At 73.9% G+C, this 25,998-nt stretch carries 21 protein-coding genes; 13 read left to right on the top strand and 8 right to left on the bottom strand.

Going from position 1 to position 25,998, the window contains the following annotated elements:
* The first annotated feature begins 16 nt into the window (after positions 1-16).
* From NLX85_RS25315 to NLX85_RS25290, 6 genes are all read left to right on the top strand, one after another.
* Entirely contained in the window at positions 17-1,078 is a 1,062-nt protein-coding gene (locus NLX85_RS25315; RefSeq protein WP_254339155.1) for a trans-acting enoyl reductase family protein, read from the top strand.
* Between the two features lie 58 nt (positions 1,079-1,136).
* The gene (locus NLX85_RS25310) at positions 1,137-1,460 is read left to right on the top strand and encodes a helix-turn-helix transcriptional regulator (protein WP_208862978.1); all 324 of its coding nucleotides are present in this window, start codon (positions 1,137-1,139) and stop codon (positions 1,458-1,460) included.
* Positions 1,457-1,945, top strand: a complete 489-nt coding sequence (locus NLX85_RS25305) for an SRPBCC family protein (RefSeq protein ID WP_254339153.1) — start codon at positions 1,457-1,459, stop codon at positions 1,943-1,945. The genes NLX85_RS25310 and NLX85_RS25305 overlap by 4 nt, the downstream gene beginning before the upstream one ends.
* Before the next feature lie 81 nt (positions 1,946-2,026).
* Positions 2,027-2,770, top strand: a complete 744-nt coding sequence (locus NLX85_RS25300) for a hypothetical protein (RefSeq protein WP_254339151.1) — start codon at positions 2,027-2,029, stop codon at positions 2,768-2,770.
* Positions 2,770-3,669, top strand: a complete 900-nt coding sequence (locus NLX85_RS25295) for a peptidoglycan-binding domain-containing protein (RefSeq protein ID WP_254339150.1) — start codon at positions 2,770-2,772, stop codon at positions 3,667-3,669. Before NLX85_RS25300 ends, NLX85_RS25295 begins: the two co-directional genes overlap by 1 nt.
* 503 nt (positions 3,670-4,172) lie before the next feature.
* Positions 4,173-5,741 carry an FAD-dependent monooxygenase gene (locus tag NLX85_RS25290; RefSeq protein ID WP_254339149.1) on the top strand — a complete coding sequence of 523 codons (1,569 nt, stop codon included), beginning with the start codon at positions 4,173-4,175 and terminating at the stop codon, positions 5,739-5,741.
* On the opposite strand, the gene NLX85_RS25285 is transcribed toward NLX85_RS25290, so the two are convergent.
* On the bottom strand, positions 5,714-7,987 hold the full coding sequence (locus NLX85_RS25285; protein WP_254339148.1) for a hypothetical protein: 2,274 nt from the start codon (positions 7,985-7,987) through the stop codon (positions 5,714-5,716). The genes NLX85_RS25290 and NLX85_RS25285 overlap by 28 nt on opposite strands.
* A gap of 106 nt (positions 7,988-8,093) precedes the next feature.
* Between NLX85_RS25285 and NLX85_RS25280 the strand changes: the two genes are divergently transcribed.
* Positions 8,094-9,461: an aspartate aminotransferase family protein gene (locus tag NLX85_RS25280; protein WP_254339147.1), complete on the top strand. Its 1,368-nt coding sequence runs from the start codon at positions 8,094-8,096 to the stop codon at positions 9,459-9,461.
* Between the two features lie 25 nt (positions 9,462-9,486).
* Here the strand turns inward: NLX85_RS25280 and ddaH are convergent, their stop codons facing one another.
* The 3 genes from ddaH to NLX85_RS25265 all read right to left on the bottom strand — a co-directional run bounded on the left by ddaH (position 9,487) and on the right by NLX85_RS25265 (position 11,553).
* Positions 9,487-10,257: a dimethylargininase gene (gene ddaH / locus NLX85_RS25275; RefSeq protein ID WP_254339146.1), complete on the bottom strand. Its 771-nt coding sequence runs from the start codon at positions 10,255-10,257 to the stop codon at positions 9,487-9,489.
* A 66-nt stretch (positions 10,258-10,323) separates the two neighbouring features.
* Positions 10,324-10,935, bottom strand: coding sequence for a TMEM175 family protein (locus NLX85_RS25270; RefSeq protein ID WP_254339145.1), 612 nt, complete (start codon positions 10,933-10,935; stop codon positions 10,324-10,326).
* Between the two features lie 96 nt (positions 10,936-11,031).
* A complete protein-coding gene (locus NLX85_RS25265) occupies positions 11,032-11,553 on the bottom strand; it encodes an Rrf2 family transcriptional regulator (protein WP_254339144.1) in 522 nt (173 codons plus the stop codon).
* A gap of 128 nt (positions 11,554-11,681) precedes the next feature.
* Between NLX85_RS25265 and NLX85_RS25260 the strand changes: the two genes are divergently transcribed.
* Positions 11,682-12,422, top strand: a complete 741-nt coding sequence (locus tag NLX85_RS25260; RefSeq protein ID WP_254339142.1) for an SDR family oxidoreductase — start codon at positions 11,682-11,684, stop codon at positions 12,420-12,422.
* An 85-nt stretch (positions 12,423-12,507) separates the two neighbouring features.
* Here NLX85_RS25260 and NLX85_RS25255 read toward each other — a convergent pair whose 3' ends face one another.
* Together NLX85_RS25255 and NLX85_RS33540 are read right to left on the bottom strand one after the other, a co-directional pair.
* Complete coding sequence (locus tag NLX85_RS25255; protein WP_254339140.1) at positions 12,508-14,748, bottom strand: hypothetical protein; 2,241 nt, start codon at positions 14,746-14,748, stop codon at positions 12,508-12,510.
* 74 nt (positions 14,749-14,822) lie between these two features.
* Positions 14,823-17,975, bottom strand: coding sequence for a hypothetical protein (locus NLX85_RS33540; RefSeq protein ID WP_254339138.1), 3,153 nt, complete (start codon positions 17,973-17,975; stop codon positions 14,823-14,825).
* A gap of 150 nt (positions 17,976-18,125) precedes the next feature.
* Between NLX85_RS33540 and NLX85_RS25245 the strand changes: the two genes are divergently transcribed.
* The 4 genes from NLX85_RS25245 (at position 18,126) to NLX85_RS25230 (ending at position 20,086) form a co-directional block, all read left to right on the top strand.
* Entirely contained in the window at positions 18,126-18,587 is a 462-nt protein-coding gene (locus NLX85_RS25245) for an SRPBCC family protein (protein ID WP_254339136.1), read from the top strand.
* Positions 18,584-18,934, top strand: a complete 351-nt coding sequence (locus NLX85_RS25240) for a metalloregulator ArsR/SmtB family transcription factor (RefSeq protein WP_254339134.1) — start codon at positions 18,584-18,586, stop codon at positions 18,932-18,934. The genes NLX85_RS25245 and NLX85_RS25240 overlap by 4 nt, the downstream gene beginning before the upstream one ends.
* Positions 18,935-18,958: 24 nt before the next feature.
* The gene (locus NLX85_RS25235; protein ID WP_254339133.1) at positions 18,959-19,402 is read left to right on the top strand and encodes an SRPBCC domain-containing protein; all 444 of its coding nucleotides are present in this window, start codon (positions 18,959-18,961) and stop codon (positions 19,400-19,402) included.
* Positions 19,403-19,495: 93 nt separating this feature from the next.
* Positions 19,496-20,086 carry an NADPH-dependent FMN reductase gene (locus tag NLX85_RS25230; RefSeq protein WP_254339131.1) on the top strand — a complete coding sequence of 197 codons (591 nt, stop codon included), beginning with the start codon at positions 19,496-19,498 and terminating at the stop codon, positions 20,084-20,086.
* A gap of 76 nt (positions 20,087-20,162) precedes the next feature.
* Here the strand turns inward: NLX85_RS25230 and NLX85_RS25225 are convergent, their stop codons facing one another.
* Positions 20,163-20,579: a hypothetical protein gene (locus NLX85_RS25225; protein WP_254339129.1), complete on the bottom strand. Its 417-nt coding sequence runs from the start codon at positions 20,577-20,579 to the stop codon at positions 20,163-20,165.
* Positions 20,580-20,790: 211 nt separating this feature from the next.
* Between NLX85_RS25225 and NLX85_RS25220 the strand changes: the two genes are divergently transcribed.
* A complete protein-coding gene (locus NLX85_RS25220) occupies positions 20,791-21,285 on the top strand; it encodes a winged helix-turn-helix domain-containing protein (protein WP_374628381.1) in 495 nt (164 codons plus the stop codon).
* Positions 21,286-21,387: 102 nt separating this feature from the next.
* Here NLX85_RS25220 and NLX85_RS25215 read toward each other — a convergent pair whose 3' ends face one another.
* On the bottom strand, positions 21,388-25,800 hold the full coding sequence (locus NLX85_RS25215) for a S8 family serine peptidase (RefSeq protein ID WP_254339125.1): 4,413 nt from the start codon (positions 25,798-25,800) through the stop codon (positions 21,388-21,390).
* Between the last annotated feature and the right edge of the window lie 198 nt (positions 25,801-25,998).

Genomic DNA, 25,998 nt, shown 5'->3' with positions numbered 1-25,998 from the left:
GAGGGAGGAACCGCAGATGGATACGGGTCAGGTCGTGGCGGTGTTCGGCGCGTACGGGCACACCGGGCGCTTCGTGGTGACGGAGCTGCGCGAGCGCGGGTTCGTCCCGCTTCTCGTCGGTCGTGACGCGGGCCGGCTCCAGGCGCTGGCGGCGTCGCATCCGGGGCTCGAACACCGGGTGGCGTCGGTCGACGACCCGGCCTCGCTCGACCGGGCCCTTCAGGGAGCGGCCGCGGTCGTCAACTGCGCCGGCCCGTTCGCCTCGACCGCGGGCCCCGTGATCGAGGCCGCGCTGCGCACCGGGATCCCGTACGTGGACGTGGCCGCGGAGATCGAGGCCAACCTCGACACGTTCGCGCACTTCGCGGACCGCGCCCGGACCGCGGGCGTCGCGGTGGTCCCGGCGATGGCCTTCTTCGGCGGGCTCGGCGATCTGCTGGTCACGACGGCGATGGGCGATTGGACGGCGGCCGACGAGGCACACGTCGCGTACGGGCTGAGCAGCTGGCACCCCACGGCCGGGACCCTCGCCTCCGGCACGGTCTCGCGGGATCGGCGCGCCGGCCGGCGGGTCCGCTACACCGGTGGCCGCCTGGAGTACCACGCCGACGAGAGCGACCTGCCGACGTTGGACTGGGACTTCCCCGCGCCGATGGGCCGCCGGCCGGTCCTCGGCGGGTTCACGATGGCCGACGTCGTGACCGTGCCCAGCCACCTGTCCATTCCCGAGGTGCGCACGTACATGACCACCGACGCGGCGCGGGACCTGGCCGGTCCGGACACCCCCGCGCCGGCCGCGGTCGACGAGCTGGGCCGGTCCGCGCAGACGTTCACGGTCGACGTCGTCGTCCGCGCGGGCGACACGCGTCGACGCGTCGTCGCCCACGGCCGGGACATCTACGCCATCAGCGCACCCCTGGCGGTCGAGGCGGTGCGGCGCATCCTCGCCGGTCGGATCAGGACGAGCGGCGTCGCCTCCGCCGGCCGGATCTTCGACGCGCCCGACTTCCTCCGCGCGCTGTCGCCGTACCTCTCGGTCGAACCCTGCCAGGAGTCGCCCGCGCCGCAGTTCGCCTGATCGGCGTCACGAGGCCGCCCCTTGACGCGCCGCATCGGTAAGTCGTAGCGTACCGTTCGTGGCTACTTACCGAACTGCCGACGGGTGGGACGCGTTGGGTGATCCGACCAGGCGCGCCATCGTCGCGTGCCTGGCCGAGCGACCCCGCGCCGTCGGCGAGCTCGCCGACGAACTGCCGGTCAGCCGGCCCGCGGTGTCCCAGCACCTCAAGGTCCTCAAGGAGGCCGGGCTGGTCACCGACCAGGCGGCCGGCACCCGCCGGGTCTACCGGCTCAACCCGGCGGGGGTGGCCGCGCTGCGCGACCAGTTGGAGACGTTCTGGCACCGCGCGCTGGACAGCTATCAGGACGTCGTCGAAGAACCGACCGAGGAGACCCCATGACCGGAACGACAGCCGCGGCCGTCCGCAGGCAGATCGTCGTCGACGCCCCGCTCGAACGGGCGTTCACCGTGTTCACCGAGCGGTTCGGTGACTTCAAGCCGCCGGAGCACAACCTGCTCGGCGCGGCGATCGCGGAGACGGTGTTCGAGCCCAAGGTCGGCGGCCACATCTACGACCGGGGCGTCGACGGCAGCGAGTGCCGCTGGGCGCGCGTACTCGTCTTCGAGCCGCCGAACCGGGTCGTGTTCAGCTGGGACATCGATCCCCAGTGGCAGATCGAGACCGACCCGGACAGCACCAGCGAGGTCGAGGTCCGGTTCGTCGCCGAGACCCCGCACCGCACGCGGGTGGAGTTGGAACACCGCCACCTCGACCGGCACGGCCCGGGTTGGCGGGCCGTCAGCGACGGCGTCGGTCACGACGAGGGATGGCCGCTCTACCTCACCCGGTACGCCGCGCTGCTCGCCGGAGCGTCTGAAGGTTAGTTTCGGGTCAATCGGCATCCACGGCAAGAATATCCAAACGGGCGTGGACCGGGCCGCGGGCAGCCGCTAGCTTCCTCAGCCATGTGGAAGATTGTCGATGTCTCGCGCGGCCCGGTCGCCGCCGCCGCGCTCTCCGTCGTCCTGATCGCAGCCGTTCCGGGCACGGCGTACGCGTACGCCGACTCGGCCACCGGCACCATCAACACCTCCGGCACGGCGCTGAGCGTCCGGTCGGGACCCGGGACCGGCTACGCGGCCTGGCGCACCGTGTCCGACGGATCGACGGTCACGCTGCTGTGCCAGACCAACGGCCAGTCGGTGACCGGCACCTACGGCACCACGACGCTGTGGGACCTGCTGTCCAACGGCGGCATGGTCTCCGACGCCTACGTGCACACCGGCTCGGACGGCCAGGTCGTCAACAGCTGCGCCTACGTCGGTGCCGAGCCGTCGTCGAAGACCAACCCGCGATCGGCCAACGGGGCGATCGACTGGGCCTTCCAGCGGAACCGCTCCACCGCCTACGAGAACCTGTGCCTGGCCTTCGTCGCCCAGGCGTACGGGTGGGGTGGCTCGGGCTGGAACACGGCGGAGATCGGCGGTGACTGGGAGAGCAGCCACGGCTACCTGAACAGCTCCGGCATCCCGCCGCGGGGCGCGCTGGTCTGGTACCACAACGCGGTGGGCACCGGGCACGTGGCGATCAGCCTCGGTGAGGGCAAGGTGATCGGCACGTCCGTCGGCGGCGGGGTCGGGGTGGCCGGCTACCTCGACCACGGCTCCTACCGCGGCTGGTCGGTCGCCTACCTGCCGGCGGCCTGGTGATGCCGGGAACGCCGGCCGGGCCGGAGCGGCGACCCGGGCGCGGCGACCGGCCGGCGGCGACCGTGCTCGACCGGAGGCGACTGCTTGGCCGCGCGGCCGCGGCGACGCTCGGCGCGGTCGGTGCCGGCCTGCTCGCGGCGGGTCCGGGCCGGGCGGCCCTGCCGGAGGTCGACATGGAGGCGCTGATCAAGGCGGCGCAGATCGACCCGAGGCGGGCGGACACGGCGATCACCGCCGGCAGCCGCGACAGCGTGCTCCTCGTCGAGCGGGCGCTGCGGGACCGGGGTCTGCTCGCCGGCGCCTACGTGGACGGTCACTTCGGCACCAGCACCGTGGCGGCGTACGCCGCCCACCAGCGATCCCTGGGATACGCGGGCCTCGACGCCACCGGCCTGCCGGGGCTGACCTCGCTGCGGGCACTGGGGGACCAGCGGTTCACCGTGGTCCGGCCGCTGACCCCGGGCGGTGTCCTGGACTTCCGTGGCGCGCGCGTGAACAGCCGGACCCGGGCCATGCTGCTGGAGGCCGAGCGGTTGCTCGGCCGCCAGTTGGCGATCAGCCAGGGCTCGTACAGCACGAGCGACCCGACCTCGGCCGGCACCCACGACGGCGGCGGCGCGCTGGACCTCGCGGTGGACGGCATGTCCGGCACCTACCGCACCACGGTGGTCCGGCACCTGCGCCGGGTCGGCTTCGCCGCCTGGTCGCGGACGCCCGCGCAGGGCAACTGGCCTTACCACATCCACGCGGTGGCGCTGGCCGACACCGACCAGTCGGCGCCGGCGCAGCACCAGGCGGGGGACTACTACCTCGGGCTCAACGGGCTGGCGAACCGGGGCCCCGACGACGGGCCGGTGGTGAGCCCCGTGCTCACCTGGGAGGAGTACCAGCGGACCTGATCCTGCGGATCGTGTAACGACACCGCCACCCACAGCGCTCTTCCTGTGCAGAGAATGCTTGTCAGCACCCTCCCTGGGGCGGGCGGACGATCGAGGTTCAGGGCCCCGAGGCGCCGCCCGGTCCACTCGAACAGCACAGGAAGCACTCATGGCCGAGCCCGCACCGTCCATCCCACGCCCGCAGCGACGGCCAGAGGCCACAGCGGCGGAGCCAACCGAGTCGGAGACCGGGGCCGAGGTTCAACAGCCCGAGCCCGAGGAACGGCAGAGGTCGACCTGCCGGCACTGCCGGCAGCCGGTGTTCAAGGACTGGCTGTGGGGCTGGATGCACACGACCAGCGGATACCTGTGCCAGGATCCCACGACCGGCGAGCGGCTGTGCCAGCCCGCCACCCCCGTCTGACTCCTCCGTCGTCGCCACCGGCGAGCAGCGAGCGGACGCCGTCCACCCCGGTCCTGGCTTACCGTCGAGGCATGAGCCTCCCGTGCGTGACGGTGTCCCCGTGAACGCGGTCGAGGTCCTGGTGGTCGGGGCGGGACCGACCGGGCTGACCATGGCCGCTGAGCTGGCCGCCTTCGGCGTGCGGGTCCGCGTGGTCGATCGGGCTCTCGACCGGGTGCACGAGTCGCGGGCGCTGGGTGTCCAGCCGCGCACCCTGGAGGTCCTCGCCGGTCTCGGCGTGACCGACGACCTGGTGGCCTGCGGCAACACGGCCGTCCGGCTGTGCCTGCACGTGGGCGGCCGCGAGCGCGAGGTGCCGCTGTTCGACCTGGGCCTGCCCGACACCGCGTACCCCCATCTGCTGTTCGTGTCGCAGGCCGAGACCGAGCGCATCCTGGGGGAGCACCTGGCGGCGGCGGGGGTGGACGTGGAGCGGGGCGTCGAGCTGGTCGGGCTGACCCGGACCGGCGACGACGCGGTGGCGACCCTGCGCCATCGGGACGGCCGCGAGGAAGACGTGTCGGCCGCCTATGTGGTGGGCTGCGACGGCGCGCACAGCCGGGTGCGCCACCTCGCCGGGATCGGATTCGAGGGCGGCTCCTACCCGCAGACCTTCGTGCTGGCCGACCTGGAGGCCGACGGTGTCGCGGGCGGCGCCGCGCACGTGTTCCTCTCCGGACGGGGAATGCTGTTCCTGTTCCCGCTCGGGCAGCCGGCCGGTTGGCGAGCGCTGGCCATGCGCCCACCGGCCGACGCGCCCCCGGCCGACGCGGCGGTCACCCTGCACGAGGTGCAGACCCTGGCCGACACCTACACGGGCGGGACGGTGCGGCTGCGCGATCCGGTCTGGATGACCAACTTCCGGCTGCACCACCGGGCCGCCACCCGCTACCGGGCCGGCCGGGCGTTCCTGGCCGGCGACGCCGCGCACATCCACAGCCCGGCCGGAGCGCAGGGCATGAACACCGGCATCCAGGACGCGGTCAACCTGGGGTGGAAACTCGCCCAGGTTCTGCGCGACGGCGCCGACCCGGGGCTGCTGGACACCTACGAGACGGAGCGGGCGCCGGTGGGCCGGATGGTGCTGCGCTTCACCGACCGGGCCTTCACCGTGGCCACCTCCACCAACCCGCTCATCCGGTTCGCCCGCACCCGTGTCGCGCCCGCGCTGCTCCCCGCCGCGCTCGCCCCCGGATTCGTACGGGCCGCCGCCTTCCGGACCGTGTCGCAGCTCGGCATCAGCTACCGCCGCAGCCCGCTGTCGACCGACGGGCCGCACGGGCCGCGCTCCGGGCCCCGGGCCGGTGACCGGCTGCCCGACGCCCCACTGCCCGACGGCGGCTCGCTGCACCGGCTCACGTCCGCCCGCGGGTGGCACCTGCTGCTGTGCGGGCCACCCTCCGCCCGGTCCACCGGCGAGGCGGCGGCCCTGGCGCAGCGGTGCTCAGGTCGGCTCACCGTGCACCGCCTCGCACCGGCAGGAGCCGCGGCGGCGCTCCGTCGGCTCGGCGTCCGCCCCGGGACCTCGGGCCTGTTCCTGATCCGCCCCGACGGGCACATCGGCTACCGGGCCGGGGGCGACGACCTGACTCCGCTCATGCCCTACCTGGGACGCTGGGTGCCCTCCTGACCCGAACCGGGTGGGCTCCCGCGGCGCAACCGCTCGGCGAGTTCCCGGACGGCGTCGTCGAAGCGCGGATCGGACTCGCCCGGCCAGTGTCCGACGACGGGTGGCGCGACGGTGTCGCTCGGCGGGACGACGACGTCCCACGGGTCGCGCAGTCGCCTGTCGACCGCACCGGCCGGTGAGGCGACGGTGGGTGGCCGGCCGGGGCGGTGACCGGAGAAGATCCAGCTGCCGATGGGGTCGGTGTCGCGCCAGAGGTTCAGCCAGCGCCAACCGACCCGCCGGCCCACCTCGCGCAGCACCTCGTCGTCGACGTAGGCCGGGAAGAGCCGGGCGTAGAGGCGGCGCAGCGGCGAGCCGTAGGTCAGCAGCGCCACCCGGTCGCCGACGCCGGGTGGCAGCTGGAGCACGGTCGCGGCGAGCAGCACCGAGCCGTGGCTGTGCCCGGTGAGCAGCACCCCGTCGCCGCGGGAGGTCAGGTGGCAGATGCGCCGGGTCAGCTCCGGCACGGCGCGTTCGGCGTAGCAGCGGGGAGCGAAGGGGTGGGCGACCCGCGGCCAGAAGGTGCCCAGGTCCCACAGCACCCCGACGTAGCGGCGGAACTCGGCCGTCCGGTACGCGAAGATGCCGGCGACCACGAGCGCGAGGACGAGCGCCGCGATGACGTAGCTGCCCGTCGCCGTGCCGAAGTTGACAAGCGCGGCGGGCACCCCGGTCCACCGCTCGATGACGTCGGCCGGGTACAGCTCCAGCAGCCCCACGGTGCTGCTGGCCAGGCCGAGCCCGGCCAGCAGGGCGTACACCACGGCGAGCAGTTCCAGCCGCTCGGTGAACCGGGCCCGCGCGATCGTCTTCTCGACCTGCCGCAGCCGCGGGGCGGCCTCGGGCGGCGCGTCCGGGAAGTCCCTCGCGACCGTGGCCTCGGCGGCGCGGCGCCGCCCCGGCCTGGACACCAGGACCACCACGGCGGCGAAGACCAGTGCGGCCAGCACGGCGAGGAAGAAGACGACAATCGCCCACTTGTACGCCAGCGGCGGCCCGATGGGCGAGCGGTGCACGGTCGGCGTGCCCCGGTCGAGCAGGTCTCCCACCCGATAGACCAGCTCGGCGGAGAACGCCACCGCGACCCCGGTGGCGACCGCGCCGAGGACCGGCGCGCCGAGGCCGCGCAGCTTCGTGCCGCCCCGCAGCCCGCGGCGCTGGCGCAGCACCACGGCCCAGAGCGCGACCAGCAGGACGGTCTGCGCCACGAAGAGCCAGGTCACCAGCACGGCGTACCCGGGCAGGCCGTTGCCGGACGGCCAGGGCGCCGGATCGGCCGCCACCGCGACGAGGACCAGCGCGGTGAGCGCGCACGCCACCGTACGCAGGACCCGGGTCGCCCGGTCGAGCGTGGCGAACCGCTTCGGCTGGTCGATCACCGGGTGGGCGCAGACCAGCGCGACGCAGGTGGTCAGCACCGCGGCGGTCGCCACCCCCAGGACGACGGTGCTCGCGGAGGCGCCGCCGCCGGCCCGTGCCGCGAGCAGGCTGAGGTCCAGGGTGGCGAGCGCCGCGGCGACGTGGATCTCGCGCAGCCGCTGGACCGGAGGCGCGGCGTCCCACTGTCCCACGGCGCTGAGCTGGTGCGTACCGGAGATGGTGGTGGGCCCCTGGAACGCCGGGAAGTCCCATCGCCGGCCGGCGCCCAGCCACCAGACCAGGCCGACCGCGGCGGCCGGGACGAGCGCGAGCACCGCCAGCCGCAGGCCTGCCGGCCGCCCGCCGAGCCACGACATCCAGCTCCGTCCCGACAGGCAGCTCGGCAGGGACATGCACTTCCAGGCCACCTGGTCGAGCGCCACCCCGACGATCGAGAGCACGTAGAGCGCGGTGAGGGTGAGCGCCAACGTCCGGCACAGCGCCTTGACCACCGCCGCCCCAGTGCCGTGGCTGGCCGGACGCATCCAGAGCGCCACGTTGCAGAGCATGAAGGGCAGCAGGAACACCAGCGACAACGTGCGTACCGCGGTGCCCGAGGGCAGGTCGCTCCACCGGTACGCCTCCAGGACCACACCGCCCGCCCCTCGGGTGTCGGGGTAGCCCGGCCGGGGTCGGTGGAAGCCGCCGCTGCGGTCACCGGCGACCTGGTGCGTGTGCGGCCGGTCCAGGATCTGCCGGGCGCTGGCGCCCGAGACCCCGTGCACCCGCAGTTCGATGACGTCGCCGGTGGCGGACGGACCGCCCCGCGGTTGTGGCGTGTCCGCCATGTGCCCCCCTGAGCCGGTCTCGCTGCGGCGGCCCGACGCGCCTACCCGTTTCGCGGGCGGGCACGCCTGGCGGAAGACGGGGGAGGTACGGGGATAGGGTGCGGCGGTGGAGGAACTGAGTCACCTGTTCCGTCTGGCCGCCGACCACGCGGCGGCGTACCGGCGGTCGTTGCCGGATCGGCCGGTCGGCGCGCCGCTCGACCAGGCCGCGTTGACCGACGCCTTCTCCGGCCCGCTGCCCTCCGCCCCCTGCCCACCGGAACAGGTGGTGGCGGACCTGCTGGCCGCGGCCGAGCCCGGCCTGGTCGCCAGCGCCGGCCCGCGGTACTTCGGGTTCGTGGTCGGCGGCGCGCTGCCGGCGGCGACCGCGGCCGACATGCTCGCCGCCGGGTGGGACCAGCTCGCGTTCAACGCCGTGACGTCGCCGGCCGCCATCGCGGCCGAGGCGGCCGCCGGCGGTTGGCTCAAGGAGCTGCTCGGGATTCCGGTGTCGGCGTCGGTGGGGTTCGTGACCGGTGCGCAGGCGGCGAACACCGCCGGGCTCGCCGCCGCCCGGCACCAGGTGCTGGCCGACGCGGGGTGGGACGTCGAACGGCGTGGACTGCTCGGGGCGCCGCCGATCCGGGTGCTCGCGGGGGAGGAGCGGCACGGCACCGTCGACCGGTCGCTGCGGCTGCTGGGCCTCGGGGTGGACGTGGTGGAGCCGGTGCCGGCCGGGCCGAACGGCGCCCTGGACGTCGGCGCGCTGCGGGCCCTGCTGCGAGCCGGCTCCCCGGCCCCGACCATCGTGTGCCTGCAGGCCGGCAACGTGAACACCGGGGCCTGCGACGAGCTGCGCGAGGCGTGCGAGCTGGTCCACCGGCACGGTGGCTGGGCGCACGTGGACGGGGCGTTCGGCCTGTGGGCCGCGGCGAGCCCGGCCCGGCGACACCTGGTGGACGGGCTGGAGCTGGCGGACTCGTGGGCCTGCGACGGCCACAAGTGGCTGAACCTGCCGTACGACTCGGCCTTCGCGTTCTGCGCCCGGCCCGACGTGCACGCGGCCGCGATGTCGTACGCCGCCGCCTACCTGGTCGGCTCCGGCGGCGCGCCGGCGGGCGCGGACCTCACCGCCGAGTCCTCCCGCCGGGCGCGGGGGTTCGCCGTCTGGGCGGGACTGCGCGAGCTGGGTCGCGACGGGGTCGCCGCGGTGGTCGACCGGTGCTGCGCGCTGGCCCGCCGGTTCGCCGAGGGGCTGGCCGCGGCCGGGTTCGAGGTGGCGAACGACGTGGTCCTCAACCAGGTGCTGGTCGGCTTCGGCGACGACGCGCGCACCGACCGGGTGGTGGCGGCCGTGCAGGCGGACGGCACCTGCTGGGCGGGCGGGACGACGTGGCGGGGCCGGCGCCTCATGCGGCTCTCCGTGTCGAACGCGACCACGACCGAGGCGGACGTGGACCGGTCGGTCGCCGCGATCACCCGCCTCGCCGCCTGACCGTCGACGCGCCGGCCAGGGCGGGTCAGGCCCCGGGGATCAGGACGCTCAGGCAGGTGACGCAGCCCTCGAGCTTCTCGTACTCGCTGATGTCGACCACGACCGGTGTGAAGCCGAGGTCCGCGACGAGCGCCGCGGTGCGCGGCGCCGACGCGGCCAGCAGCACGAGGTCGTCCCCGAGTGGCACGACGTGGCAGCCGGCCTCCTCGTCGACCGCGCGCACCGGCCGTCGCAGCGCGGTCGCGTCGAGCAGTTCCGGCAGCGCGAGCAGGGTGCCGTCGGGCAGCGCCGTCACGGCCGACTTGAGGTGCAGGACCTCGCGCAGCGGGACCGGGACCACCGTGCGCCCGCGGGTCGCCAGGTGGGCGCCGAGCTGGGCGGCGCCCGCCTCGTCGGTGCGGCCGCCCCGGCCCACGTACACCGTGTCGCCGATCTGCAGCACGTCGCCGCCGTCCAGCGTGCCGGGCGCCTCGATGCGCACGACCTCCAGCCCGGCCTCGCGGACCGCCTTCTCGGTGCCGGCGACCTCCGGGCGGCGCTCCGGCGCGCCCGGCCGGGTGAGCACCGCCAGGTCGTCGCAGACCACGACGGTGTCCTCGACGAACACCGAGTCGGGGCACTGCTCGGCGGGAGCGACCTCGCGCACCTGCCAGCCGGCCTCGGCGAGCGCCGTCCGGTACGCCTCGTGCTGGCGCCGGGCGCGCGCGACATCCACGTCGCTGCGCTCGATGTGGGTGACCAGCCCCTCGGCCAGCCGGTCGCCGGGTCGCCGGACCAGAGCGGTGCCTCGCGTCATGCCGCCAGTCTGCCCGCGCCCGCCTGCCGAGCTCAAGGGGCCGGCGCGGCGGGGTCGTCGCTGCCCCTACCGGGGCCGTGCCCCGGCGAGCTCGCCGCGGATGGGCAGCCAGTAGAACGGGATGAACGCGGCGATCACGGCCACGCCGAGAGCGGGGAGCACAGCGCCCAGCAGGGTTCCGACGGCGATCCAGGTGAGGGCGAGCCGGAAGCGCCGGCCGATGGCGCGTACGCCGGCGGAGTCGATGGTGGACACGAGCAGCCCGCGGTGGCGACGCGCGTACGTCCAGATGGCGTTGAACAGGACGGCGGCGAGCTCGAACGCGACGCCGTGCAGGACGACCGCGGTCCGCTCCCCGTGCCCGTCGCGGAACGCGGCGGCCAGCACGGCGGCGGCGAACGGCAGGAACGCGATGTCCATCAGCAGCACGGTGTTGAGGAACAGCACCACCCGGTCGGCGGTGCGGATCTGGTCGAACATCACGTGGTGGTTGGCCCAGATCTGGCCGATCAGCATGAAGGTGACGCCGTAGGCGAGGTAGGACGGCCAGAGGGCGGCGAGGCCGTGCAGCAGGTGCCGGGTGTCCTCGGGCGGACGGATCTCCAGGACCAGCAGCGTGACGGCGATCGCGATGACCGCGTCGCTGAACGCCACGACCCGCGACGGGTCGCGTTCCATGCCGAACGGGGTGGACCTTCCCGGCCCGCGAGCAGATTCCGTCACCGTCCCAGCGTCGGGCACCGGACGCCGCCGCCCGCGCAGCCGGGCGGCGTGTCACCGGCCGTCGACGTGTTGTTCCTCGGTCGCGGTGTCGCCCCGGTCCGGACCGCCGAGCCAGGTGCGGATGCTGCCGAGCGCGGTCGGGCCGTAGTCGTCGTCGACGCCGCCGGCGAGGTCCGCGATGGTGACCGCCTGGAGGGCGGCGCGCCAGGCGGCCTCGGCGCCGGCCATGGCGCGGGCGATGGGGCACGGCCGGGTGCAGGCCTCCGCCGGCGTCGCGAGGGGGCCGCGCTGGCGGATCTCGGTGCACACGAACGCGGGCTGCGCGCCGTCGACGGCGGTGACCACGTCGAGGACGGTGATCAGCTCGGGGGCCCGGGTGAGGACGTAGCCGCCCGCCTTGCCCTGGACGGAGGTCACCAGGCCGGCGCGGGAGAGCGCCTGCAGCTGTTTGGCCAGGTAGCTACCGGAGACGTCGTGCAGTTCCGCGAGCCGGGCGGCCGGTACGGGTTCCGTCGCCGTGGTCAGCACCACGCAGCAGTGCAGTGCCCACTCGACCCCACCTGACAGCTTCACCCGACCACCCCCGCTTGACTCGGACAAAGACTATCCGATTATTGTCTCGGACAAGAAGTGTCCGAGTTCGAGGCGCGTCCTCGGCGAAGCCGGCGTGCCCTGTGGCACGTCGTGGAAGGGTGAGAGCCATGAAGCTCACAGTCATCGGTGGCACCGGACTGATCGGCTCGCAGGTCGTCCAGAAGCTGAGGGCGGCCGGACACGAGGCCGTCCCCGCGGCGCCCTCGACGGGCGTCGACCTGCTCAGCGGGGAGGGCCTGGACCGGGCACTGGAGGGCGCGCAGGTCGTCGTCAACGTCGCCAACTCGCCGACCTTCGACGACGCCTCGATCGACTTCTTCCGTACCACCATGAACAACCTGCTGGCCGCCGGGGAGCGGGCCGGCGTCGGGCACCAGGTGGTCCTCTCGATCGTCGGCGTGGACCAGGTCCCCGAGCTCGACTACTACCGCGCCAAGACCATCCAGGAGGACCTGCTGCGGCAGGGGCCCACCCCGTACTCCATCGTGCGTGCCACCCAGTTCTTCGAGTTCATGAACGCGGTCCTGTCCTGGACCGCCGACGACAGCACCGTCCGGCTGCCCGCCACCCGGATCCAGCCGATGGCCGCCGCGGACGTCGTCGACGCGGTCGTCGACGTCGCCACCGGGGCGCCGCTGAACGGCATCCGCAACGTCGCCGGCCCGGACGTCTTCGCCCTCGACGAGCTCGGGCGGGTCACCCTGGCCGCGCAGCAGGACGACCGGAACGTCGTCACCGACGACAAGGCGGGCATGTTCGCGGTGGCCGGGCAGGACGTGCTGATCGCGGGCCCGGACGCGCACCTCGCGCCCACGCACTACCAGGACTGGATGCGGTCCAGCCGCTGACCGGGACGCGCGGCCACCGGTGGACGTCTCCCGGCCGGGGCCGGGAGACGTCGCCCGCCGGAGCGCGGTGATGGAGCGATCCGGCTCACCGCGGCCCCGGGTCCGGTGGCTCGCGGAGGCGTTCGACCAGCTCGCGCGCCGCCTGCGCGAACCGCCGGTCGGATTCGCAGGGCCGGTGTCCCTGGATCGGCGGCGGGACGCTGTCGCCGGGCGGGGCCACCACCTCGACGGGATCCCGTAACCGGCGGTCCACGGCCGCGGCCGGTCCGCCGACCGAGGCCGGCGCCCCCGGCCGGTGGGCGGAGAAGATCCAGCCACCGACGGGATCGGTGTCCCGCCACAGGTTCAGCCACCGCCAGCCGACCCGGGCGCCGATCTCGTGCAGCGCCTCGTCGTCGAGGTAGGCGGGGAAGAGCCGGGCGTAGAGCCGGCGCAGGGGCGCGCCGTGGGTGAGCAGGGCCACCCGGCCGCTGATCCGGGGCGGCAACTGGAGCACCGTCGCGGCGGCCAGGACCGAACCGTGGCTGTGCCCCGTGAGCAGCACCGCGTTGCCGCGGACGACCAGGTACGTGATCCGCCGGGTCAGCTCCGGCACGGCCCGTTCGGCGTAGCAGGGTGGCGCGAAGGGGTGCGCGGCCCGGGGCCAGAACGTGCCCAGGTCCCACAGGACGCCGACGTGGCGCCGGAACCCGGGTGTCCGGTAGGCGAAGATCGCGCCGACCACCAGGCCGAGGATGATCGCGGCGACCACCCAGCTGCCGAACGTGATGGCGAAGGCGACCAGGTCGGCCGGCACGCCGCCGTACCGCTCGAGGACGTCACCGGGACGCAGCCCCAGCACGCCGATGGTGGTGGTGGCCGTGCCGAGCCCGGCGAGGCAGGCGTAGACCACGGCCAGCGGGATCAGGCTCTCGGTGAACCGGGCTTTCGCGATCGCCCGACGCACCTGCCGCAGCCGGGGCCCGGCCTCGGCCGGCGGGTCCGGATGGTCGCGCGCGACGATCGCCGCCGCGGCGCGGAACCGGCCGGTTCGGGAGGCCAGCGTCACCAGGCCCGCCACGACCAGCGTGAACAGCGCCGCCCGGAAGAAGCCGTAGATCGCCCAGAGGTACGCCCGGGGCGGTCCGGCGGCCGGTCCCGCCGTCGGCGCGTTGCGGTCCAGGAAGTCCGCCACCCGGTGGACCATCTCGGCGGAGTAGGCCACGGCCAGACCGATCGCCGCGGCGCTGCTCGCCAGCGCTCCCAGCCCGAGCAGCGGCGTGGCGTCCGGCCGGCGGTCCCGGCGCCACAGCAGCACAGCTCCCAGCGCGGCCAGCAGGGTGGTCTGGGTGACGAACAGCCAGGTGAGGATCCCGTCGTAGCCGGGGAGGTCGCCTCCCTCGTGCCAGCGCGCCGGGCCGGTCAGGACGTGGACCGCGACCACGACGGTCAGGACGAGGGCGATGGTCCGCAACGTGCTGGTGACCCGGTCGAGTCGCCGGTCCCCGGCTGCCCGGTCGATCAGCGCGGGCGTGCAGAGCAGGACCACGCAGGTGGCCAGGACCGCGCCGGTCACGACGGCCAGCGCGACGGTGCCGGCCGAGGCGCCGGGGGAGGCGCGGGCGGCGAGCAGCGTGACGTCCAGGGTCGCGAACGCCGCCGCGACGTGGACGGAGCGCAGCCGACCCACCAGCGGCTCGGCGTCCCACCTGCCGACGGTGCCGAGCCGGTGCCCGGAGACCTCCGCCTCGGGTGGGCGGAACGCGTCGAACACCCGCCCCGGGCGGGTGCTGGCACGCCAGACCAGGCCGACGGCGGCGGCCGGGACCAGGGCCAGGACCGCCAGCCGCAGGCCGGCCGGTCGTCCGGCCAGCCAGGACAGCCAGCTGCGCCCGGCCGGGCAGCGCGGTGCGGCCAGGCACTTCCAGGCGACGAGGTCCAACGCGACCCCGGCGAAGGCGAGCACGTACAGCGCGGTGATCGTGAGCGCCAGCAGCCGGCACAGCGACCTGACCGTCGCGTCCGGGCCGTGATTCCCCGGGCGCATCCAGACAGCCAGGTTGACAAGCATGAACGGCAGCAGCAACACCAGCGACAGGGTCCGGCCCATGGTTCCGGAGGGCAGGTCGCCCCAGCGGTACGCCTCCACCGTCACCCCGTCGGCGGCGCCGGCCCCCGGACAGCGGTGGCGGGGCCGGTAGAAGCCGCCGCTGCGGTCGCCCGCGACCTGCTCGACCGGCGGCAGGTCCAGGGCCTGGCCGGCGCCCGCGGCGGCGGCACCGTGCACCCGCAGCTCCACCACGTCGTCGGACGTCCCCGGCCCGCTGCGCCGCGCTGCATCCGACATCGGCCCCCCGAGCCGTCCTGGGGGGTCCGAACCGGGTCAACCCGGCCGTAGCCCGCCCGCGCCATCGGGGCGGTCTACCCCACCCGGTCGGGCCCAACCCCGGGGCGGGACGCCGGTGCCGACCGGGGTTGTCGCGCCCGGCGGTGCCTGTGGTCCTTCCGCACGGCCGACAGCAGCAGGCCGACGGCGACCAGGGCGGCGCCGGTGACTGCGGTGTAGGCCGGTAGGCCGGCGGGAATGCCCAGGTAGACGGTGATGCCGAGGATGCGGGACAGGCCCCAGGGCAGCAGCGCCAACTGGTCGTTCCACACCGTCAGCGCGCGCTCCAGGCCGATCGCCGCGACCAGGCCGGCCAGCAGGCCGAGCGGAACGCCCGCGGCGGTCAGGGTCAGCCCGACGGCGCGGCGCCGCGGCAGGTGGTACCGGTCGCGGAGGACGACGGCGGTGGCCACGAAGAGCCAGCAGAACGCCGCGAACGCGACGGTGAGGTAGGCGGCGCGCTGGGCCGGCGCGGTCCAGAAGGCGAACCAGTACCGCCCCGGCCCGCGCCCGGCGAGCGCCGCCAGGAGCAGCGTGCTGCGCAGCAGCGCGACCCCGCCGACCACGGCCCACAGGTGGAACGGGTCGCGCCGGCCGACGACGAGGCGTACGACGAGGGCGAACAGCGCCCACCCGCCGAGGGCGACCAGCAGGTGCGCGGGGGCCGCGAACCAGGTGAACACGAGCCGGCTCGCCACCAGGACCACGGCCGGCACCAGCCAGACCAGGATCCGGTCCGCCCGGGACACGGGCGCCGGCAGCGCCGCCACCCGCCACGGCCGGACCGCGCCGAGCAGCAGCCCGCGCGCGGCGCCGCCGCCGAACCCGCGACCGCGCAGGCCGAGCAGCACCACCGCGAGGATCAGCGCGAGCAGCGCCCGGGCCGCCCACGCCATGGCCGGGTCCCGGTCCGCGCGCCGCGCCCCGAGGTCCGCGGCGGTGAAGTTGTACGCGGGCAGGTCCAGGTCGGCGGCGTAGCGCTGGCGATGGGCGTCCCGCGCCGCGTGGTACGCCGTCTCGGCCGCCCGCCAGCCCGCGTAGGCCTCAGGGGCGCCGGTGTCCAGCCACTGCGCGTGCCGCAGCACCATGGTCCGGTAGGCCGCCAGCGCCTCGAACAGGTTCACCTCGTAGTCGAGCGTGTCGGTGAAGTGCTCGCGCAGCCCGGCGTCGCGCCAGGTGGCCGGGTCGGTGGCGGCGACCAGGTCGCGCATGCGCCGGGCCAGCGCGACGGCCTGCCCGCCCTCGTCGATCGCCGCGTCGACCCGGTCGCCGGTCACCGCGTAGATGCTGTCGAGCGCGGCGGAGTCGCCGGTGGGGATGTCCCACTCGAAGATCCACATCATGGGCGGCGGCTCCAGCCCGAGCGCCCGCACCGACCGGTCCGCGTACGGGCCGATGTAGAGGCCCTTGGTGACCGCGGCCCGGGACAGCGCCATGGCCTGCCCGATCGCGGCGACGGTGGCCGGGTCGGCGGAGAACGTGCGGTACGCCCAGTCCGCCGTGACCTGCGCGGGGTCGACGTCCGGATCCCAGGCCAGCCGCGCGACGGCGTACGTGTTGAGGTCGTAGAGCTGCCAGAATCCGTCGCGCAGGTAGAGCGACATGGGCCCGGCCCGCAGCGGGCCGCCGTCCTGGGTCCAGTTCCAGACGCCCTCGACCCTCGGGTTGGCGGCGAGGAACTCGCGCAGCGCCTGGCGGTGCAGCGGGCCGAGGTCGTTGGGCAACGCGCCGAACCCCTCGAACTCGCGCCGGGCCTGGAACTCCACGATGCGGCGGTGCGTGCCGGCCAGCAGGGTGGTGTTCAGCGGCAGGTGGCTGTAGAAGTCGCCGAGGGTGTACTTGGTGGACACGATCAGGTGCGGGTCGTCGAACCCGCCCAGCACCCGCGCGTACGACCCGGGGTTGGTGTGCAGGTCGCCGACGGCGCCGACGCCGACGGTCCAGGTGCGGAAGATGATCTCCCGGCCGGTCTTTCCCGCGGTGTCGAGCAGCGCCCGCAGCATCGCGCGCACGGACGCCTCGGTGGTGACCGCGAGCTTCGACGAGTAGTCCCAGCCGTCCCCGGCGTACACCTCGCCGCCCTCGCCGACGCGGACCATCAGGCCGTCGACGAAGGGCAGGCTCTCGAACAGCTCGGCCAGCCCGGCCCGGTAGACCGCCCACAGCCGGGGATCGGTCACGTCGAGGCCGCCGACGGTCCGGGTCAGGTACGCCTCCAGCGGCGGCGACACCGCGAGCATGTCGGTGAGCAGGAAGACCTTCAGGCCCATCTCCTCGGCGTACCCGAAGACCGGGCCGAACGCCGCGACCATCGCCCTGGCACGGTCGACGTGCGGGTCGCCGGGCGGGTAGACGGCGTGCCCGTCGCCGACCTTCGCGAAGGTGACGTACTCCAGAAAGCCCGGCACGACGACGGCGTTGTAGCCCTGCGCCACCGAGTGGTCGACGAACTGCCGGAACTGCGCCCCGATGCGGGCCACCGCGCCGGCGTCCACCCACGGCGCCCGCGGCAGCAGCGCCTCCCCGACCACGTCGGTGTTCAGGTTGTAGTCGTCGCCCACCGCGAAGGCCGCCGGGTCCGGCTCGCGGCCCACCGAGCCGGCGTCGGTCAGCCGCAGGCCGAGCCGGGGCGCGACCAGCCGGTCCGCGTCGGCGGCGGGCAGCGCCTCGGCGCCGGAGCGGATCCGGTCGGCGAGCCGGTACAGCCCGGCCGCGACGCCCGCCACGTCGCCCCCCTCGACAGTCAGCTCGCTCCCGCGGACGTCGATCCGGTACGACTCCGGAGCCGGGTCCGGCGTGGCGAGCACGCCCGCCCGCAGCGTGGTCACCGCCGAGAGGTCCGGTGCGCGCGGGCCGGTCGGGGAGCCGGTCCGGGGTGCGGCCGGGCCCGGCGCGGCGGGGGTGACGACGGGGCGGGGCAGGCCGCGGGAGACGAGCGCGTCCGCGACGGCGGCCGCGGCCTTGCGGGTACGCGGCTCGTCCGGCACGACCACGGCGACCAGCGGCGGCGCCGGCGCGGCGACCCGCCGGGGCGCGGCCGCGACGTCCTCGCGCGGCACGGCGGCGGGGCGGTGGCTCAGCCCGAGCGCGCCGTCGACGCCCCAGGCCACGCCCGCGCCGAGCAGCAACACGACGAGCGCGGCGGCGAGCAGCGGGTACGGCCGCCGGACCGGAGCGACGCGAATCACGCTCGCATGGTAGGGGCGCTTCCGCCGCCGACGGCTCATCGAATCCGGTGCGCGGGCCCCTCCGTCCGGCCTCGGAAGCGCAACGAATGGTTGCGCGAGGCGCGGCGCCGGGGTAGCGTCATGCGCAACCAAACGTTGCAGGAGGTTGTCGTGGAGTTCGGAACCATCGAGCGCGAGATCTACGTCGAGGCGTCGCCCGAGATCGTCTTCGAGGTGGTGAGCAGCCCCGACCACCTCAAGCAGTGGTGGCCGGACGACGCCCGGTACGACCCGACGCCCGGGTCGACGGGCGAAATCATCTTCGGCGACCCCGACGCGGGCGGGGCGGTGGTGCCGTTCACCGTGGTCGACGCGCGGCCGCCGCGGCGGTTCTCGTTCCGGTGGACGCAGCCGGCCGGCGAGGCCGCGGTGGAGGGCAACTCGCTGCTGGTCACCTTCGACCTGACCCCGTCCGGCGGCGGAACGCTGCTCCGGATGACCGAGAGCGGCTTCCGCGAGATGGGCTGGGAGGTGGCCGTCCTGGAGCAGCAGTACCGGGAGCACGTCACCGGCTGGGACTTCTACCTGCCGCGGCTGGTGTCGTACGCGGCGACGCTGGAGGTGCCGGCGTGAGCACCGGGGTGGCCGAGCAGGTCGACGACGACCTCTGGTCCGCGATCGGGGACCCGACCCGGCGGCGGATGCTCGACCTGCTGCTCGTGGAGGGCCACGGCACCGCGACCACGCTGAGCCAGCAGATGCCCGTCACCCGCCAGGCGGTGGCCAAGCACCTCGGCGTCCTCGACCGGGTCGGCCTGGTCCGGGCGACGCCGGCGGGCCGCGAGAAGCGGTACCGGGTGGACGACGCGCAGCTCGCCCGCGCCGTGGCCCAGCTGGCGTCGGTCGGATCGGCGTGGGACGCCCGACTGCAGCGGATCAAGCGGATCGCCGAGGCGATCCAGCGCACCCGACAGGACTGACCAACGAGATCAAGGAGAGACGAGATGGTGGACATCCTGCACCGGGTCGGGGTCAAGACCCCGACGCCGGAGAAGGTGTACGAGGCGTTGACGACCGTCGAGGGCCTCGCCGGCTGGTGGACCGACGACACGAAGGGCAGCGCCGACGTCGGCGGCGTCCTGGAGTTCCGGTTCCTGCCCGGCGGCTTCGACATGGAGGTCGTCGAGCTGCGGCCGTCCGAGCGGGTGGGGTGGCGGGTGGTCGACGGGCCCGAGGAGTGGATCGGGACCACCGTCGACTGGGAGCTGCGCCAGGACGGCGACTACACGATCGTGCTGTTCACGCACCGGGGCTGGCGGGAGCCGGTGGAGTTCATGCACCACTGCAGCACCAAGTGGGGCTCCTACCTCATGAGCCTGAAGTCGCTGGTGGAGACCGGCGAGGGGGCGCCGGCGCCGCGGGACGTGCAGATCAGCGACTGGCACTGAGCCGCCCGGTGCTGATGCCGTTCGAAACCATGCCGACCGGGTAGACGCCGCCCGTGCCCGCGCTCGCCGGGCCCACGGACGGAAGGGACGGCAATGACCAGGATCGGCATCATCATCGGGAGCACGCGTCCCGGACGTAACGGGGAGACGGTGGCCCGCTGGGTGCACGAAATCGCCACCCAGCGGGACGACGCCCAGTACGAACTCGTCGACATCAAGGACTTCAACCTTCCCCACCTCGACGAGATGGCGCCGCCGTCACTCGGCCAGTACACCCAGCCGCACACCCTGCGGTGGGCCGAGAAGATCGCCTCCTACGACGGCTACGTCTTCGTCACCCCGGAGTACAACCACTCCACCTCCGGCGCGCTGAAGAACGCGATCGACTTCCTCTACGCCGAATGGAACAACAAGGCGGCCGGGTTCGTCAGCTACGGCAGCGTCGGCGGCACCCGGGCGGTGGAGCACCTCCGCCTGGTTGTCGCCGAGCTGCAGATGGCGGACGTGCGGGCGCAGGTCGCGCTGTCGCTCTTCACCGACTTCGAGAACTTCAGCGTCTTCAAGCCCGGTGATCACCAGGTCGGTGCGGTGAACACGATGCTCGACCAGTTGGCCGCCTGGAGCGGCGCCCTGGCGCACCTGCGGGCCGGCACCACGATGGCCACCCCTCAGTCCGGCGCGTAGCCCGTCGGACCGACGAGTTCCGCCCACCGCGGCGGTCCGCCCAGGGACCGGTTCCCGCGGCGTTCCGGCTCACCGGTCAGCGGCTCGTCGCCGTCTCCCGGCCGCGACCCGTCGCGGCGCCGCCGAGGGCTGGCGCGTCCATGCGGTCAGGGGCGACGGCGCCGTCCGTACCGGCCCACGCGTCGGCCGGCGCCGCTCCCGCGGTGCGCCGCGCCGCACGCAGGACCGCCAACCCGACCGTCACCGCGGACAGGGACAACACCGCCGCCTGCAGCAGCCGGCTTCTTCTGGCACGCCTACGCTTCACCTGATCTCTCCCTTCACCACCGGTGTCTCCGGTCCCATCGTGAAGGCGCGAGAGCGGCAGCGCGGCGCGTTCGGTGCGGTTGACCCGTTCGGGCTGTTCCGGCCGGCGTGGCGGCGCCGCCGGAGACATTGCCGTCGTCATCTTCTCGACGGCTGTTGCGGTGGCGTTAACGGCTATACCGAACATCGGTGATCGGCTATATGATCGCGGTCAGCAGACCAGCAACGCCTCACCACGGAAACGCAGGTCCCGCACGCCTTTCCCGGAGCCGACCCGCAGGTGTCCGCAACCACCCACGCCTGGCGGCCGCGTGCGACCACCTGCGCCGCAGCGGCGCGGTAACTGCCCGCTGCGGCGCACCAGCCTCACGAAAGGGTGGGAAACGGAAGGGCGAGTGATGACAGGGAACGCGTCCTTGGTCATTGGCATCGCGTCCTCGGCGGCGGAACGCCGGCAGCTCGCCCAACTGCTCGGCGGCACCGAGGCGTTCCTGATCGTGTCGAGCGTCCACCAGGCACGACGGTTCCTCGATCTGGTCCGCCGCCCCGCGGACGCCCCGGCCGCCCCCGAGGCGGTCGCCGACGCCTCCGCGCCGGCCCGCCGGCCCGTGCCCGGGCTGGACGTCGACTCCGACCGGCGCGTCCTGCGCTGGCGGGAGCGGGAGGTCGGGCTGACGCCGCTGGAGCACGACCTGCTGGTCTGCCTCACCGGCACGCCGGGCGAGGTGTGGACCTACGCGCGGCTGCACCGCGCGGTCTGGGGCAACGACCACCTGGGACGCGGCTCCGACGTGCACTCGGTGGTGCGCCGGGTCCGCCGCAAGCTCGGCCGGCTGGGCGCGGCGCCGACGATCCAGGCGGTACGTGGCGTCGGCTTCCGCCTCGCGTCCTGAGCACGGATCCCCGGCGTCGCCCCGACCGGGCCGTCGACACGGCGCGGCCCGCCCGGCGGAAGACACCGGGCGGGCCGAACCTCCGAGAGCGGCGACCAGTGGTCAGCAGCGGATGGGTGACAGGGTGAAGTCCTCCACGGTGGGCGTGGCGGTGCTGATCCTCGCCTGACGGGTCTGGGGCTTCCAGCCGTCCTTGGCGACGATGATGGTGAGCGGGTTGTTGCGCCGGTCCATCCAGTAGGCGTATCCGCCGTCGGCGTCGGTGGCGAACGTCCAGGACATCGCCCACGAGTCGACCTGGACGACCGCGCCGGGCAGCGGCCCGGTGGCGCCCTGGCAGCTCGTGCCGGAGACGGTGCCCATCAGCTTGCCCCAGGTGGTCGGCGGCTGCGCGACCATGCTGACCGCCACCGGCTCCACGGTGTACGGCGTGTTCTCCCTGATCGCGACCGACGCCGAGTAGGTGCCGGGCTGGTCCACGCTGGCGGTCATGCCGACCGTGACGGTGACCTTCGCACCCGGCGCGAGGGTGACCTTCGACGTGTCGACGGTCAGCCAGCTGACGTCCGCCGGCCCCTCGGCGCACTCCTCGAAGCCCGGCAGCACCTCGCTGTCCTTCGTGGCGGTGAAGCCGCCCGAGGAGCCGCCGACCTTGTAGAAGCCGCACGCCGCGCCACCGCGGTAGCGGGGGGCGTTGGCGTTGGGCAGGTTCGCCCACGAGTCGGTCGCCGGGTCGTACGCGAAGCCGGCGTTGGTGATCGCCCCGCCCTGCGAACCACCGACGACCAGGAGCCTGCCGTTCGCGACGGCGAACGAGCTGGCCCAGTTGTCGGCCGGCGCGTCCGCCACGGCGGTCCAGGCGTTGGCGCCGGGGTCGAAGGCGTAGCTGGCCTTCTGCGAGGTGGTGCCGTCGTTGCCGCCGGTGCAATAGACGGTGCCACCGATCCCGCCGCAGGACAGGAACGCCACCGACTTCGGATAGTTGGGCAGGGTCTCCCAGGTGTCGGCGCCCGGGTCGTACCGGACCACCGAGTTGGACATCGGCAGGCAGCTGGCCGTGGTGCAGCCGCCGACGGCGTACAGCTTGCCGTCCGCGACGGCCTGGCCGGCGGCGGCCCGCGGCGCGGGGTTGTCCGCCTTCCTGGTCCAGGTGTTGGCCGCCGGGTCGTACGACCAGGTGGTGCCGTCCGGACCGGAGGCGCCCCAGCCGCCGGTGGCGATGATCCTGCCGTCGACGACACCGACCGTCATGGCGTTGCGCGCGCCCGGAAGGTCGGCGACGGCCGTCCAGCTCTGGGCGATCGGGTCGTACGCGTAGTTCTTCGCGCTGGACGTCGTGCCGTCACCGCCGGCGATGGAGTAGACCTTGCCGTCGAGGTTCACGACCCGGTTGTCCATGACGTTGGCCGGGTAGTTGGCGATGCCCGTCCAGGGCGCCGCCTGGGGACCGGCCGGCGTGGCGGCGGCTCCGGTGGCGGACTTGCCGGACGGGCGGGCGGCGAACGACGTCGGGGCGGTGAGCCGCTGCGCCGGCGCGCCGGTGGAGCCGAGCAGCTCCTGCTCGGAAAGCCGGGACCCGTCGGCCCGCTGGAGCACGAACCCGCCGTCGCGTTCGGTGAACTCGACGTTGACGGGCGCCCCGCCGGTGTTGGTCACCGTGAAGGTCTTGTTGACCTTGCCGGTGGGCATCCGGACCGTGCCGGTCACCGATGTCGGCTGCACCGCCAGCCGGCCCGCGGCGAGCTGGAAGTTCGCCGCCGTCGCCCAGTCGGTCTCGACGTCGACCTGCTTGGTCTGGCTGACGTAGTTGCCGGCCCGGGCGGTGAACGGATGCGCGCCGGTCAGCGACGAGAACATCCAGTAGAAGCCGTCGGCCAGTTCCGTGTCGTCCGGCGTCGCCACCGTGGTGGCCTTCTCCGCCGGGCGGTCGTCACTGGTGACGGTGGCGCCGTTGACGTAACCGTTGTCGTTCTTGTCCCGGACGTGCCCCAGCACCAGGCCGCCGTCGACCGGCTTGCAGATGATCCGGCTGCCGATCAGCACGTTGTCGACCTGCCACCACCATTCCCAGGAGGCGTCGTAGTAGTGGAACCGGACCCGGACCTGCGCCTGGCCCGCGGCCTGCGGGATGGGCACCTCGGTCACCCTCGGCCCCCGGACGTCGGCCGCCTGCCGGAGCACGTTGCTCCAGGTGGTGCCCCCGTCCAGGCTGAGGTCGACGTCCGCGCGGTCGGAGTTCAGCCAGTTGTAGTCCTGGTTGAACCGGATCACCGGCGTGGCGACGTCGGTCAGGTCGACGACCGGGCTGACCAGCGACGTGTCCTGCCGCCCGCCGCTGCCGTAGTCGTCGCTGTCGATGATGGCGAACCGGCCGGCGCCGCCGGTCAGGTTGCCCCGCTCACCGCTGTCGGTGAACTTCCAGACCTGGCCGGAGCCGGCGTTGTCGACCACGGACCAGCCCTCGGGCACGGTGTCCCCGTCGAAGGTCTCGTACTCCCCGTCCGAGCTGTTGGTGTAGCCGGGCGCCGTGGTGCACGAGGCGGGGTCGGCCGGTACGGCGATGTTGCTGGTGACGTTGCCGGAGCCGACCACGACCTCCCTGGTCACGCTCTGGTAGCCCGGGTACTGCGACTCCACCTTCAGGCGGTAGGTCGCGCCCGCCGGGAGCTTGAGGCTGTAGCGGCCGTTGCCCGGCGTCGTGTAGTCGGAGACGGACAGGCCCTCGACGCTGACCTTCGCGTAGAGCGGCCATCCGTGGCCGGAGCCGTCGGTGACCTGCCCGCCGACGGTGACGCTCGGCACCGCGGTCAGCGCCACGTCGAGGGTGGTGGTCGCGTTCGTGGTGACCGTCGCCGACAGCGTCCGCGTCTGGTAGCCGAACGCCGAGACGGCGACCTGGTAGTCGCCGGCCAGCAGCAGCGACGAGTACGTCCCGTCGGCGCCGGTGGTCAGCGAGCGGGTCGCGGCGCCGGTCAGGGCGACGGTGGCGCCGGCGACGGGGGCGCCCGTTCCCGCGTCGGTCACCTTGCCGGCCAGGGTGCCGTTGTCGCCGATCGGGGCGGCGTTGAGCAGCGCGAGCGCGTCCAGCCGGCCCTCGCCGTAGACGTTGTTGTCGTCCGTGCCGCCGCCGCACTGGGTGTCGGCCTTGTCCACGGCCGTGTCGTCCAGCAGCGCGCGTGTCGCGGCGACGTCGCCCACCAGCGTGGGTGCCGCCGACCAGAGCAGCGCGACCGCGCCGGCGAGGTGCGGCGCCGCCATCGAGGTGCCGCTGTAGCTGGCGTACGAGTTGCCCGGGACGCTGGACCGGACGTTGACCCCGGGCGCCGACAGGTTCGGCTTGATCTCGCCGTTCTGGCCCGTGCCGCGGGAGGAGAAGCTGGCGATGTTGTTGTTGACGTCGTACGCGCCGGCCGAGTAGTTGCTGGACAGGCTGCCCGGCGAGCCGCTGGTCTGGCACGCGGGCCCGTTGTTGCCGTTGGACCAGGTGCCGAAGATGCCCGAGGCGGTCCACGCGTCGGTCACGTCCTCCATGAACGGCTCGGTGGAGGGCAGCGTGGTGCCCCACGAGTTGTTGATGATGTTCGGCCGCTTGCCGGCGTCCGGGTTCTGCCCGTTGAGGTCGGTGGGCTCGAGCATCCACTGGCCGGAGGAGATCAGCGCGGCGTCGGTCGGGCAGCACCCGTTCGCGGCGATCCACTTGACGCCGGGGGCGACGCCGATCTGGTTGGCCCCGTCCGAGCCGGCCATGGTGCCCATCGTGTGGGTGCCGTGGCCGTCGGAGTCGCAGGGCGCGGTGGCGCAGTCGCCGGCGGCGTCGAACCAGTTGTAGTCATGGTCGAAGGTGCCGTCACCGTTGTTGCCGCGGTACGAGTTGACCAGCGCCGGGTGGTCGAACTGCACGCCGCTGTCGATGCTGGCCACCGTGATGCCGGCGCCCTTGACGCCGTACTGGGACCAGACGTCGTCGGCGTTGATGTTCGCGATGCCCCACTCCAGGGCGTTCACCGACTTCTCGTCGGTGCCCTCGGTGACCTCGGGCAGCTTGTACTCCGTCGGGGCGTACAGGCCGTCCACCTCGGCGTGGGCGGCGAGGTTCTGGGCCATCGTGAGGGAGCCGCCGCTGACCTTGATGGCGTTGGTCGCCCAGAACGCCTGGTACTTCGTGCCCGAGCTGTCGAGTTCGGCGCGGATCCTGGCCTGGCTCTCGGCGGCGGTCTTCCTCAGCGCGTCCGCGACGGCGGCGCCGCGCTTGACCCAGTCCCTGTCCGCGGCGGCCCTGCCGAGGTCGGCCCGGTCCCTGAAGTGGATCCAGAAGTCGCCCTCGCTCTTGCCCTGGAGTTGCCGGGTGAGCTCGGGGCGGATCTTGTCGTCGGCCGTGGCGCCGGTTCCCGTGCCGGTCTGCGCAGCCTGTGCGCCGGTTCCCGTGGCGGCCAGGCCGGTCGCGGCGAGGACCAGGACGGCGCCCGCGCTCACCAGCCGACCGGCCAGGCCCCTCCTGTGTGGACGTCTCAGCATCGGTGCTGCCTCCTCCAGAACGACCCGCGATGTTCGAGCCATGGCGGAAGGGCGCAGGGAGACCTCTCCCGTCGGATCAACAGCGGTGTGGACGAACCCCCAGGCCCCCTAGGCGCCGTGCGGGTCTACGCCGGCTGCCTGAGTGGACACTATGATCGGCAGGAAAGCGCGATCAAGAACCGTACGTGAGCAACTTGT

Origin of the sequence: Micromonospora sp. A3M-1-15, from assembly GCF_024213425.1 — a bacterium.
In the GTDB taxonomy this organism is placed as follows: Bacteria; Actinomycetota; Actinomycetes; order Mycobacteriales; family Micromonosporaceae; genus Micromonospora; species Micromonospora chersina.
The sequence above is the reverse complement of the archived record's forward strand: the minus strand, read 5'-3'. Positions and strand labels throughout refer to the sequence as shown.